The sequence below is a fragment of the Pseudonocardia sp. TMWB2A genome (genome assembly GCF_017312135.1).
The window spans coordinates 5,999,440-6,011,463 of record NZ_QKQY01000002.1; the positions used below are offsets into that span (position 1 = coordinate 5,999,440).

Genomic DNA, 12,024 nt, shown 5'->3' on the forward strand with positions numbered 1-12,024 from the left:
GGAGCCGGCGGGCTGGGGAGCACCGCCGGACCCGCCGCCGCCCGCGTGGCAGCGGTGTCCGACGGGGGTCGGACACCGCGAGGCCCGGGCTGGCCGGGGCGGGGCCGAGACATCGGCCCCGCCCCTGTTACGTCAGGCCCCGGTCACTCCCACTCGATGGTGCCCGGGGGCTTGCTCGTGACGTCGATGACGACCCGGTTGACCTCGGACACCTCGTTGGTGATCCGGGTGGAGATCCGCTCGACGACGTCGTAGGGCAGCCGGGTCCAGTCCGCGGTCATCGCGTCCTCGCTGGACACCGGGCGCAGGACGATCGGGTGGCCGTAGGTGCGGCCGTCGCCCTGCACGCCGACGCTGCGGACGTCGGCCAGCAGCACCACCGGGCACTGCCAGATCTCGCGGTCCAGCCCGGCGGCGGTCAGCTCCTCGCGGGCGATCGCGTCCGCGGCCCGCAGCGTCTCCAGCCGGTCGCGGGTGACCTCGCCGATGATGCGGATGCCCAGGCCGGGGCCGGGGAACGGCTGGCGGGCGACGATGACCTCGGGCAGCCCCAGCTCGGCGCCGACCATCCGGACCTCGTCCTTGAACAGCGCGCGCAGCGGCTCGACCAGGTCGAACTCGATGTCGTCGGGCAGACCGCCGACGTTGTGGTGGCTCTTGATCACCGCGGTGCCGTCGCCACCGCCGGACTCGACGACGTCCGGGTAGAGCGTCCCCTGGACCAGGAACCCGACGTGGTGGTCGGCGACGACCTCCGCCGTGGCCGTCTCGAAGACCCGGATGAACTCCCGGCCGATGATCTTGCGCTTCTGCTCGGGCTCGGTGACCCCGGCGAGCGCGTCGAGGAACCGGTCGGCGGCCTCGGCGACGTGCAGCGTCGCACCGGTGGCGGCGACGAAGTCCTTCTCGACCTGCTCGCGCTCCCCCGACCGCATCAGCCCATGGTCGACGAACACGCAGGTCAGCCGGTCACCGATGGCGCGCTGGACGAGCGCGGCGGCGACGGCGGAGTCGACCCCGCCGGACAGCCCGCAGATCGCGCGGCCGTCGCCGACCTGGGCGCGGATCGCCTCGACGGTGTCGTCGATGATCGACGCCGTCGTCCAGGACGGGCGGATGCCCGCGATGTCGTGCAGGAACCGGCGCAGCACCTCCTGGCCGTGCGGCGAGTGCCCGACCTCGGGGTGGTACTGCACGCCGGCGAGCCGCCGGTCGGTGTCCTCGAACGCGGCGACGGCGACCCGGTCGGTCGACGCGGTGACGGTGAAGCCCGCCGGCGCCGCGGTCACCGAGTCGCCGTGGCTCATCCACACCGGGTGCGTACGGGGCAGGCCCTCGTGCAGCGTGCCGGGGGTGCCGGTCAGCGCGACCTCGGTGCGGCCGTACTCGCGGGTGCCGTCGTGGGCGACCTCGCCGCCCAGCGCGCGGGCCATCGCCTGGAAGCCGTAGCACATGCCGAACACCGGGATGCCGGCCTCGAACAGCGCCGGGTCGACCGCGGGGGCGCCGTCGGCGTACACGCTCGCGGGGCCGCCGGAGAGGATCACCGCGGCGGGCTCGCGGGCCACGATCTCGGCGACGGGCAGGGAGGCGGGCACGATCTCGGAGTAGACGTCCGCCTCGCGTACGCGACGGGCGATGAGCTGCGCGTACTGGGCGCCGTAGTCCACGACGAGGACGGTCGGGGTCTGCACACGACCAGGGTAAACGGGCGATCCAGGTCACCCGCCGTCCGTACCGTCTCGTCGATCCTGATGATCCCCACCGGCCGCAGGTGGTGCGGCGTAACGGCGAGGCCCGGTTGCTCCGATGGGGGGATGACGGCACCGTACGACCTGGAGGCACCCCGATGGCCACCACCCCGACCGGCCACACCACCGGCACCGGCGACACCCCCGCCGACCCGGCCGTCGACGGCGCCACCACCACGACCGCCGCGCCGCTCGTCCCCGCCCAGCGGTCCGCGCCGGAGCAGGAGACCCGCCCGGCCGCCGGCACGCTCGGCACCGGCGCGCTCGGGGTGGACGCGCTGGGCCTCGGGGCGCTCGGCACCACCGGGCTGCTCGGCGGGACCCCGGCCCCGGTCGCCCCGGCGCAGGCACCCGCCGCGCCCCCCGTCGACGGTCCCGCGGTCGCGGAGCCGGTCCGGGAGTCCGCGGAGCCGGTTCCCGGGGCCGCGGTCGTCCCCCGGGCCCGCGCGTTCCGGGCCCGGATCCTGCCGGTGTTCCTGTGCGCCGCCGCCACCGGCACCGCGGCGATCGCCGCCGCGGGCCTGATCATGACCCCGTCGGCGACCTCCCCGCTGCCCACTCCGCAGAGCGTGACCGCCTCCGGCGCGACGGTGCCGCAGGGCCCGCCGCTGCCGCAGGCCGTCGCGGCGTCGCTGGTCGGGTCCGCCGCCGGGACCGGGCTGTGGGCCGGGGACCCGGTCGTCGCGATGACCGCCTGGCGCGACAACGGCGGGCTCACCCACCTCACCGCGATCGGCGACGGCTTCACCCGCGTCGCCGACGCCGCGGGCCGTCAGGACGCGGTGTCGCTCGCCGTCGCCTGCGGGCGGCTGCAGGCCGCCATCGACGCCGCGCGGGCCTACGACGCCGTGCCCGACGCCGTCGCGCAGACCTCCTGGACCGCGCTGCTCGACCACGGCACCGCCGCCGCCACCGCGGGGACCTCCGGGGCGCTCGCGCTGGACCCGTCGCAGCTGTCGGTCTTCACCGCGCAGTCGAACCTGGTGCGCGACGACCTGACGGCCGTCACCGACCGGGTCCGCGCCGTCCTGGCGGGCTGAGCCTCAGTCCTCGTGTCGCCCGCGCGAGCGCAGCGGCGGCGGCTGCACCGACCCGAGCAGCGCCCGCAGGTCCGCGGCGCTCGCGGCGCGGCGACCCAGGTCGACGGCGACCGTCGGCGCGATGTCGCGCAGCCGTCCGAGCAGGGCCGGGTCGGCCAGGTCGTACCGGCCGTCGGCGGTCCCGGTGACGATCGCGTCCGGGCGCAGCGCCCGCACCGCCTGCGGGTCCGGGCTGCGGTCGTCACCGACCGGGTCGACGCCGTCGAGCGTCCCCGCGCAGCCGACCAGCTGCGCGCCCAGCTCCAGCAGCAGCTCCCCCACCCGGGGGTCGGTCGCCACCACCCGCACGACCGGTCCGCGCAGCGGCACCGGGGTCCCGGTCGCGTCGACGAAGGCTCGTCCACCGCCCATGGCGGCTCCGGCGGTGGGGCGGCTCATCGGCGGGCTCCTCCTGGCTGACGACGGCGTCGCCGTCGAACCTACCGCGCCGAAACCCGCTCGACCCCCGCCGCGACGGGCGCCTAGCGTGGCCCGCCGTGACCAGCCCGACCGAGACCCGGATCCGCCGCGCCCTCACCAACTGCTCCAAGGGGGAGGCGACGCGGATGGTCCTGCCCGCGTGGGTCCGCGACCTGGACCTCGACCTGCTCGACGACGTCCGCGGCTGGCGTGACCCGAAGGCCCCCGACCGCGGGGTGCTGCTGGTCCCCACCGACGACGGCCCGGCCGGTGTCGTGCTGCGCGCCGCCACCGGTGCCGCCCGCGCGGCGGCGATGTGCGCGCTGTGCCGGACCACCCACACCGTCGGCGGGGTCGCGCTGTTCGCCGCCCCGCGCCGCGGCGCGAAGGGCCGCCAGGGCGACACCGTCGGCACCTACATCTGCGCCGACCTGGCCTGCGCCGAGCACGTGCGCGTCGAGACGGCGACGGCCGCGCTCAAGCCCGCCCCCGGCACGACCGTCGACGAGCGACGGGCCGGGCTGCGGGAGCGGGCCGCGGAGTTCCTGGCGGCCGTGACCGCCGAGGGGTGACTCAGGTACGCAGGTTCAGCCCGACCCGCTGGAACTCCTTGAGGTCGGAATAGCCGGTCTTCGCCATCGCCCGGCGCAGCGCACCGAACAGGTTCGTCGTGCCGTACGGGCTGTCGGTCGGCCCGAACAGCACCTGCTCCAGGGTCCGCCCCGACCGCGCGAGGCCGGTGACCTCCGAGCGCGGCAGCGACGGGTGCGCCGCCGACGACGTCCAGTACAGCCCGCCCGCGGGGGCCTCCGCGGCCTCGGCGAGCTGCTCGCCGAGCATGACCGCGTCGGCGCCGCACGCCACGGCGCGGGCGATGTCACCGGAGGTGCCGATGCCGCCGTCGGCGATCACGTGCACGTACCGGCCGCCGGTCTCGTCGAGGTAGTCGCGGCGGGCCGCCGCGGCGTCGACGATCGCGGTCGCCATCGGGACCCCGACCCCCAGCACCTCGTCGGTGGTGGTGGAGGTGGACTGCCCGTACCCGACGATGACGCCGGCGGCGCCGGTGCGCATCAGGTGCAGCGCGGTGCGGTAGTCCCCCACCCCGCCGGCGACGACCGGGACGTCCAGCTCGGCGATGAAGTCCTTGAGGTTGAGCGGCTCGTCGTCCGAGACGTGCTCGGCGGAGATGATCGTGCCCTGCACGATGAGGATCTCGACGCCCGCGGCGAGCAGCGCCGGGGTGAGCTCACGGGCGCGCTGCGGGCTGACCCGCGCCGCGACCGTGTGCGAGCCGTCGCGCAGCGGGCGCAGCGCCTCGGTGATCAGGTCCTGCTGGATGGGGGCCTGGTGCAGCTCCTGCAGCAGCGCCACCGCGGAGTCCGGCTCGTCGCCGGTCGCCGCTGCGACGACACGCTCCAGCGCGCCCTTCGGGTCGGCGTGCCGGGCCCACAGGCCCTCCGCGTTCAGCACCCCCAGCCCGCCCAGCTCGCTGATCCGCACCGCCGAGTCCGGCGACACCACCGCGTCGGTGGGGTGGGTCATCAGCGGGATGTCGAAGCGGTAGGCGTCGAGCTGCCAGGCCGTCGAGACGGCCTTCGAGCTGCGGGTCCGCCGCGACGGGACGATCTCGATCTGGTCGAGGTCGTAGGCACGACGGGCCTCCCGGCCCATCCCGATCTCCACGAGGTCACGCACGGGCACCACCCTAAGCGGCGCTGCTCAGGGTGGTGCTGGGGCCCCCGTGACTACCGGGCGGCGTAGTTCGGGGCCTCGACGGTCATCGTGATGTCGTGCGGGTGGCTCTCCTTGAGACCGGCCGCGGTGATCCGCACCAGGCGCGCCTGCTGCAGGTCCGGGATGGTCTGCGCGCCGACGTAGCCCATGCCCGAGCGCAGCCCACCGCCGAGCTGGTGCACGACCGAGGACAGCGGCCCGCGGAACGGGATCCGGCCCTCGATGCCCTCGGGGACGAGCTTGTCCTCGCTGAGCACGTCGTCCTGGGCGTAGCGGTCCTTGGAGTAGGACCGGCCCGCGGCGCCGGCACGGCCCTGCATGGCGCCGAGCGAGCCCATCCCGCGGTAGGTCTTGAACTGCTTGCCCCCGACGAGCACGACCTCGCCGGGCGACTCCGCGGTGCCGGCCAGCAGCGAGCCCAGCATGACCGTCGACGCGCCGGCCGCGATGGCCTTGGCGACGTCGCCGGAGTACTGGATGCCGCCGTCGCCGATGACCGGGACGCCGGCCGGGGCGCACGCCCGGGTGGCCTCGTAGATCGCGGTGATCTGCGGGGCGCCGACCCCGGCGACGACGCGGGTGGTGCAGATCGAGCCCGGCCCGACGCCGACCTTCACCGCGTCCGCACCCGCCTCGACGAGCGCCTTGGCGCCCTCGTAGGTGGCGACGTTGCCGCCGACGACGTCGACGTGGTCGCCGACCTCGGCGCGCAGCTTCGCGACGGTCTCCAGCACACGGCGGGAGTGGCCGTGCGCGGTGTCGACCATCAGGACGTCCACACCGGCCTCGACGAGCTGCATCGAGCGGGCGTAGGCGTCGTCGCCGACCCCGACCGCGGCGGCGACGACGAGCCGCCCGTCCGGGTCCTTGGTCGCCAGCGGGTACTGCTCGGTCTTGTTGAAGTCCTTGATCGTGATGAGGCCGCGCAGCATGTCGTCGCCGTCGACGATCGGCAGCTTCTCCAGCTTGTGCCGGCGCAGCAGGCCCAGCGCGGCCTCCGCGGTGACGCCGACCTTGGCCGTCACCAGGGGCGCGCGGGTCATGACCTCCGACACGGGCCGGTCGGTGTCGACCTCGTAGCGCATGTCGCGGTTGGTGATGATCCCCACCAGGTGGCCGGTCTCGTCGGTCACCGGCACGCCGGAGATCCGGAACTTGGCGCACAGGGCGTCGACGTCGGCCAGCGTCGCGTCGGGGCTGCAGGTCACCGGGTCGGTCACCATGCCGGCCTCGGACCGCTTCACGACCTCGGCCTGGGCCGCCTGGGCGTCCGGGGAGAGGTTGCGGTGCAGCACGCCGAGACCGCCGGCGCGGGCCATCGCGATGGCCATCCGGGACTCGGTGACGGTGTCCATCGGGGACGACACCAGCGGCACCTGGACCCGCACCCGGCGGGTCACCTGGCTCGACGTGTCGGCCGAGCTGGGGATCACGTCCGACTCGGCGGGCAGCAGCAGCACGTCGTCGAAGGTCAGTCCGAGCATCGCGAACTTGTCCGGCAGGCCGCCCATCTCGCTCGTCATCTCTCCGGGGCTCCTCTTGCGGTCGAAGCAGTGTTGTCGAGGCGGTGCGGTCGACGCTGACGGCGGGCTCCCGCCGCAGGCCGCCATCGTACGTCCACCACCCCGGGGTGGGCCGGGGCCCGACCCCCCTGCACCGGTACCGTGTACGCCGTGTCACCAGAGGCGCTGCCACCGGACCCGTTCGCCGGAGACCCGGATGACCCTGCGCTCTCGATGCAGGCCTATGACGACCGTGGTGACGGCCCGTGGCCGGGTTCCGGTGACTCCGAGGTACCCCCGTTGAACGAGACCGACCGCGGCGAGATCCTGGCCGACCTGGCGGACCTGGCCGTGTACCAGGCGCTGCTGGCGGGCCGCGGCGTCCGCGGGATCGTCGTCGACTGCGCGGACTGCGGCGAGCAGCACTTCCACGAGTGGAACCTGCTGCGCGCGAGCCTGCAGCAGCTGCTCGACGAGGGCCGGATGCGGCCGCACGAGCCGGCCTACGACCCGGACCCGGCGCACTACGTCACGTGGGAGTACTGCCGCGGGTACGCCGACGCGACCCTCGCCGACTGAGCGCGACACCCCCGACACACGCGAAGGGCCCCGGAGGAGATCCTCCGGGGCCCTTCGTCGTACTGCGTGCCGGACGGCGTCAGTTCGGCGTGCTGCTCACCGCGCCGGTCGTCGTCGACGACGGCGGGGTGGTGTCGTCCGTCGGGTCGCTCTGCCCCTCCCCGGCCGCGGTGGGCCGGGTCGTGGGCGCCGTCGTCGGGGTCGTCGGGTCCGCCTGGCCCTCCGTCGTCGGCGAGGTCTCCGACGGCGACGGCGACGTCGTGGGCGAGGTCTCACCCGGCCCGTTCAGCACGGACGGGTCGGTGGTGCCCTCCGGCGAGGTCGTGCCACCCGGGGTGGTCGTCCCCTGCGCCGGACGCGGGTCCGGCGTCGGGGTGTCCTCGTCGCCCTCGGAGACCGGGGGCGGCGGGGCCGGGGTCCCGTCGCGCAGCGGCGACCGCGGGTCGGTCGGCGTGCCCGGCGGGGTCTCGGCGACCTTCTGGTTCAGGAAGCGGTTCTGCTGCTCGAAGTCGTTGCGCAGGTCCGGTGCCGTGCGGTCCACCAGCGGGCCGAGCGCGGCGAGCTCCTGCTGCGCACCGACGGTGTCCCCGGCGGCGAGCTTGGCGTTGACCCGCTCGATGCCCTCGCGCAGCGTGGTCGCGGCCTGCACCTGGTCGGCGCGCTCGCTGTAGAGCACCCGGGAGACACCCCACAGGGCGTCGCCCGGCTGGGCCTCGTGCGCGCTGATCGAGACGACGGCCAGCGCACACGCCGCGACCGCTGCGGCGGCGACGAGCGGGCGCAGGAAGGAGACCTTCCGCGACGGCTTCGCCGGCTGCAGGATCTGCACGGCCTCGTCGGCGTCGAGCAGCTGCGGGATCGGGTCGCGGTCGACCTCGTCCTTCCAGGACGAGAGCATCGCGGCCAGGTGGTCGTCGACGTCGTAGCCGCGCCGGCCGGGGCCGGACACGCCGAGCCCGGAGGACAGGGCGTTGATCAGCTCGTCGTCGGCCTGGAGCTCGACGAGGTCGATCGGGCCGTCGTCCTCGAAGCCGTCGAGGTCGTCCCACTCGTCGGCGCGGGCGGCGTGCCGCTGCACGACCGGCTGCGGGACGGTGCGCCCGTCGAACGGCACCGGGTGGCCCTGGTGACCGAGCGGGTGCGAGTGGCCGTTGGTGTGGCCGTTGGCACGGGGAGGGCGGGGCTCGCCGAAGCGGCCACGCGTCACCGGTGCGGGCGGGCGCTCCCAGCCCTCACCGGGCGGTGGGGGGAAGCCCGGACCGTGCGGACCCTGGTCACGCATCCCGGACCACCTCCTCAGTCATCATCTTCCTCAGCCGGGCCAGCGCCCGGTGCTGGGCGACGCGGACGGCGCCCGGGGTGGAGCCGACGGCTGCCGCGGTCTCCTCCGCGGACAGACCCACGACCACGCGCAACACGATGATCTCCCGATGCTTGTCCGGAAGGATCTCCAGGAGCTTGGACATCTCCTCCGACAGTTCCACCTGCAGGGCCCGGGACTCCGGGCCGTCGGACGACTCCATGCGGTCCGGCACGTCGGCCATCGGTTCGGAGCGGTTCCGGGACGCAGCCCGGTGCGCGTCGATGACCTTGTGGGACGCGATGCCGTAGACGAAGGCGAGGAACGGGCGACCCTGCACCCGGTACCCCGGCAACGCCGTGAGCACGGCCACGCAGACCTCCTGGGCGACATCGTCCGCCGAGACGGACCCTCGGTCGGTCCCCAGACGGGCGCGGCAGTAGCGCACGACGAGGGGCCGAATCATGGCGAGAACGCGCTCGACCGCGGACCGATCGCCGGCCATGGCCGCTTCGATCCACTCGTCGGGAACGTCTCTTGATTCACTCATCGTGGGGAACCGCCCAGGCGTTACGAGCTTCCAGCAGTGTCATCCGATCGTGGAGGCAACCCGCGTTCGCGCAGGTGAGATCGGCTCGGATCCACCGTATCCGAGCGGGGCTCGCCGACGGGAGTCGCTCCATGTCAGATCAGACGATCGTGCACAGTTCCGGGTTGCGCGGGGCCGCGCCGGAACACGTCCACGGGGCGGCCACGGTCGGCGAGCGGTTCGTCACCCACCGCAGGATGCGGTCACCGGACGCAGTGAAGATCGTCCGCGCCCGATCACCGGCCGTGGACCGCCCGGCGCGGGTCGCGCCCGGTTCGGCGCGGAATCCGGACGGGTCGCCGTCGGGGCCGCGGGGCTGCGGTGACGCATGTGACCCCGGGGACGCGAGGGACGCCGGGTGACGATTCCCGGCGTCCCGCCGACCGCTCGTCGGACGAGGGCCGATCGGAGGCGGACGGTTACGACGTCCGGCGGATCCGTCGTCGGCCTCGGCCGGGGCGGCCGCGGGGCCCGGCGGGGTCCGGTCGCGGGGAGCACGACCGGCGTCCCGTCACCGGGGCGCCGGACCGGCCGGAGCCGGTCGGGGCGGATCTCCCGGGCGTGGTGTCCCGGGTGCGGGCCGCGGGGTCTGCAGCGGCCCGGGTGCGTGGGCCGGACACGGGGATGTCCGGGGCGTGGAGCCGGACCGCGGGGGTCGGTCCGGCTCACGATGCCCACCCGCGGACGGGTGGGGTGGAGCGGCCGGTTCGGGGTCGGTCGCTCGGTGGTGCGTTCTCGTGCCGTTCCGGGTGGGGACCCGGTCAGGACACCAGGCCGCGCCGGAAGCCGTGGGCCACGGCCTGTGCGCGATCACGGACGCCGAGCTTGCGGAACAGCCGGCGGGCGTGGGTCTTCACGGTGTCCTCGGACAGGTAGAGCTCGCGGCCGATCTGGCCGTTGCTCTTGCCCTGGCTCATCCCGCGCAGCACCTGGAGCTCGCGCTCGGTGAGCTGGACCCCCGGGTCGGTGGGGACGCGAGGGGTCGGCACCGAGGTGCTGGCCAGGGTGTGTGCCAGCGCGGCGACCAGCTCGGGACGCGAGGCGTCCCAGCGCAGGTAGCCGCGTGCCCCCCCGGCGATGGCGGCGGCGATGCTGCCGGCGTCGTCCGGGGCTCCGAAGACGATGACGTTGGCCTGCGGGTGGGCGGCCACCAGTCGTCGGGTGGCCTCCACCCCGGTGGGCACAGCACGCTGCGTCCCGACCAGGACGACGTCGACGGACTGGCGGGCGTAGCGGGCGAGGAGCTCGTCCCCGTGGGCGACGCAGTCGATGCGCTGGACCCCCGGGACCGCGGACATGACGCGAGTCAGTCCCTCGCGGACGCTGCGACGATCGTCGCAGATGAGTACCGTCGTCACGACGATTCCTTCCTGCAGCTTCCTGCAGCCGGGTGATTCTTCACCCTCCGAATCGGCGGGTGACACTCTCACCTTGACACGGTCGGGGCGATTTTGTGCCCTCCGTTCGGCGCTCTGACCCACGTGCATCAGCGTCATGTGGGTGAAGCGTCGCCGAATGGAGTAGTCCGTACGGTACATCGTCCGGGCCGGACTCCGGGCACTACTCCCGCAGCAGGTCTCGCCCGCTACGGTCACTTCGCGTATAGAGGACGCTCACCGTGTGCAACACCGCATGTCGGCGACCCTCCGCATCCGCTCGGCGACTGCGCGTATCGAATGGTGACGCTCCGGCGTGTCGCGCTCCGACGACCGGTCCGGAACCGGCCTCCGGCGTCGCCCGATCGGCCCCGCGGCGCCCGCGGTACGGCCGAGCGGGTACGGCATCCGGACCACCTCCGGCCGGGTCCGGTGCCCCGTCCGGCCCCGGTCCCGGCCCGGTGAGGTCGGCCCGGGCGAGCAGCGCGGGGCGGTGCAGCGGTAGCAGTCCGTGTACGAGCGCGTCCGCGGCCACCGCGTCCAGCTCGGCGACGACGCCCGCCCGGTCCCGCCCCGCCACCCCGGCGGCGACCGCCCGGACCAGACGGCTCTTGAGCACGTGCCGCGCGGACCCGAGCGCCCGTGCCCCGGCCAGCGCCTCGTCGGCGGCGGCGAGCGCCGCGGCCGGGTCGCCCGCGACCAGTGCCGTCTCCGCGGTCACCCAGCCATGGCGGACCCGGGTGCGGTGACCGTGCGGGCCGCACCACGGCCCGGCCCGGCGCAGCAGCACGGCGGCGGTCGCGGCGTCGAGGCGGCCGAGGGCGTCGGCGGCGAGCCCGGTCAGCGCGTCGGCGACGGCCGCGGCGCGGTCGAGGCCCCACGGCCCGGGGTCGCCCGGGGTCCCCGCGCCCGGCAGCACCAGCCGGAGCGCGGCGCCGTCGAGGGCGGCCGCGGCGCGGTGCCCGCCGAGCTGGCGCAGGTGCGAGGCCCGGGTGACGGTGGCGTGCGCCCGCGGCACGACCCCGGCCGCCGGGTCGCGGCGCACCCCGTCGAGCAGCGCGGCCGCGGCCGCGTAGTGCCCGGAGCCGCCCCGGGCGACGGCGGCCGCCCACCGCAGCTCCGCCGGCCCGTCCGGGCGCGCCGCCGCGGCCACCTCCCGGTCCGTCGCCACCCCGGCGAGCAGGGCCCGGACCTCCGCCGACGGCGCTCGCCATGCACCACCCTGTCGGACGTGCACCATCGTTCACCTCGAATCAGGTTTGCGGCCGCCATGGCCAGGGAATCTGAGCGTCGTCAGGTTCGATAGCGAAGGCAGGTGACGAACATGGCGGACATCCGGAGGCTTCCCGGCCCGGTCGCCGACATCTACGACTGGCAGATGGAGGGAGCCTGCCGGGGGATGGACAGCGCGTTCTTCTTCCATCCCGAGGGTGAGCGCGGTCCCGCCCGGGCCCGTCGTGAGACCCGAGCGAAGCAGGTCTGTTCCGAGTGCCCCGTGGTGCAGCAGTGCCGCGAGCACGCACTGAAGGTGCACGAGCCCTACGGCATCTGGGGCGGCCTGTCCGAGTCCGAGCGGGACGCGATCATCCGCGGTCCGCGCCGCACGCTCAAGGTCGCCGCCGAGGCGACCGTCCAGCCGGTGGAGATCCACACCGCCTGAGAGAGCCCCGACCGGCGGGGGCTCCCATCTC

General features: G+C 74.9%; 12 protein-coding genes. 4 read left to right on the forward strand and 8 right to left on the reverse strand.

What is annotated here, in order from left to right:
• Window positions 1–143: 143 nt before the first annotated feature.
• Window positions 144–1,694, reverse strand: coding sequence for a glutamine-hydrolyzing GMP synthase (guaA, locus tag DMP17_RS42485; protein WP_226353742.1), 1,551 nt, complete (start codon window positions 1,692–1,694; stop codon window positions 144–146).
• A 155-nt stretch (window positions 1,695–1,849) separates the two neighbouring features.
• Between guaA and DMP17_RS42490 the strand changes: the two genes are divergently transcribed.
• Complete coding sequence (locus DMP17_RS42490) at window positions 1,850–2,791, forward strand: hypothetical protein (RefSeq protein ID WP_226353743.1); 942 nt, start codon at window positions 1,850–1,852, stop codon at window positions 2,789–2,791.
• Between the two features lie 3 nt (window positions 2,792–2,794).
• Here the strand turns inward: DMP17_RS42490 and DMP17_RS42495 are convergent, their stop codons facing one another.
• The gene (locus DMP17_RS42495) at window positions 2,795–3,229 is read right to left on the reverse strand and encodes a hypothetical protein (RefSeq protein ID WP_226353744.1); all 435 of its coding nucleotides are present in this window, start codon (window positions 3,227–3,229) and stop codon (window positions 2,795–2,797) included.
• Between the two features lie 98 nt (window positions 3,230–3,327).
• On the opposite strand from DMP17_RS42495, the gene DMP17_RS42500 reads away from it, so the two are divergent.
• A complete protein-coding gene (locus DMP17_RS42500; RefSeq protein WP_226353745.1) occupies window positions 3,328–3,822 on the forward strand; it encodes an FBP domain-containing protein in 495 nt (164 codons plus the stop codon).
• Window position 3,823: 1 nt separating this feature from the next.
• Here DMP17_RS42500 and DMP17_RS42505 read toward each other — a convergent pair whose 3' ends face one another.
• Both DMP17_RS42505 and guaB read right to left on the reverse strand, forming a co-directional pair.
• Window positions 3,824–4,948 carry a GuaB3 family IMP dehydrogenase-related protein gene (locus tag DMP17_RS42505; protein ID WP_208823117.1) on the reverse strand — a complete coding sequence of 375 codons (1,125 nt, stop codon included), beginning with the start codon at window positions 4,946–4,948 and terminating at the stop codon, window positions 3,824–3,826.
• Window positions 4,949–4,998: 50 nt separating this feature from the next.
• Window positions 4,999–6,510 (reverse strand): IMP dehydrogenase, encoded by a 1,512-nt coding sequence (guaB, locus tag DMP17_RS42510; RefSeq protein ID WP_224392163.1) that lies wholly within the window; start codon window positions 6,508–6,510, stop codon window positions 4,999–5,001.
• A gap of 150 nt (window positions 6,511–6,660) precedes the next feature.
• Here guaB and DMP17_RS42515 point away from each other — a divergent pair, with 150 nt between their 5' ends.
• Complete coding sequence (locus tag DMP17_RS42515; RefSeq protein ID WP_226353789.1) at window positions 6,661–7,068, forward strand: DUF5319 domain-containing protein; 408 nt, start codon at window positions 6,661–6,663, stop codon at window positions 7,066–7,068.
• A 79-nt stretch (window positions 7,069–7,147) separates the two neighbouring features.
• On the opposite strand, the gene DMP17_RS42520 is transcribed toward DMP17_RS42515, so the two are convergent.
• The 4 genes from DMP17_RS42520 to DMP17_RS42535 form a co-directional block, all read right to left on the reverse strand.
• A complete protein-coding gene (locus tag DMP17_RS42520) occupies window positions 7,148–8,350 on the reverse strand; it encodes an anti-sigma-D factor RsdA (protein ID WP_337832471.1) in 1,203 nt (400 codons plus the stop codon).
• Window positions 8,343–8,918 (reverse strand): sigma-70 family RNA polymerase sigma factor, encoded by a 576-nt coding sequence (locus DMP17_RS42525; protein WP_337832472.1) that lies wholly within the window; start codon window positions 8,916–8,918, stop codon window positions 8,343–8,345. The genes DMP17_RS42520 and DMP17_RS42525 overlap by 8 nt, the downstream gene beginning before the upstream one ends.
• 800 nt (window positions 8,919–9,718) lie before the next feature.
• A complete protein-coding gene (locus tag DMP17_RS42530; protein WP_010225624.1) occupies window positions 9,719–10,315 on the reverse strand; it encodes a response regulator transcription factor in 597 nt (198 codons plus the stop codon).
• Window positions 10,316–10,517: 202 nt separating this feature from the next.
• Window positions 10,518–11,573: a hypothetical protein gene (locus DMP17_RS42535; protein WP_226353791.1), complete on the reverse strand. Its 1,056-nt coding sequence runs from the start codon at window positions 11,571–11,573 to the stop codon at window positions 10,518–10,520.
• Between the two features lie 84 nt (window positions 11,574–11,657).
• Here DMP17_RS42535 and DMP17_RS42540 point away from each other — a divergent pair, with 84 nt between their 5' ends.
• A complete protein-coding gene (locus tag DMP17_RS42540; protein ID WP_062403765.1) occupies window positions 11,658–11,993 on the forward strand; it encodes a WhiB family transcriptional regulator in 336 nt (111 codons plus the stop codon).
• The last annotated feature ends 31 nt before the right edge of the window (window positions 11,994–12,024 follow it).

Excerpts from the sequence above, each read along its gene's own strand:
- DMP17_RS42540 (WP_062403765.1), top strand. The coding sequence starts at position 11,658 with ATGGCGGACATCCGGAGGCTTCCCGGCCCGGTCGCCGACATCTACGAC.
- DMP17_RS42525 (WP_337832472.1), bottom strand. The coding sequence starts at position 8,918 with ATGAGTGAATCAAGAGACGTTCCCGACGAGTGGATCGAAGCGGCCATG.
- guaB (WP_224392163.1), bottom strand. The coding sequence starts at position 6,510 with ATGACGAGCGAGATGGGCGGCCTGCCGGACAAGTTCGCGATGCTCGGA.
- DMP17_RS42520 (WP_337832471.1), bottom strand. The coding sequence starts at position 8,350 with ATGCGTGACCAGGGTCCGCACGGTCCGGGCTTCCCCCCACCGCCCGGT.
- DMP17_RS42495 (WP_226353744.1), bottom strand. The coding sequence starts at position 3,229 with ATGAGCCGCCCCACCGCCGGAGCCGCCATGGGCGGTGGACGAGCCTTC.
- DMP17_RS42490 (WP_226353743.1), top strand. The coding sequence starts at position 1,850 with ATGGCCACCACCCCGACCGGCCACACCACCGGCACCGGCGACACCCCC.
- DMP17_RS42535 (WP_226353791.1), bottom strand. The coding sequence starts at position 11,573 with ATGGTGCACGTCCGACAGGGTGGTGCATGGCGAGCGCCGTCGGCGGAG.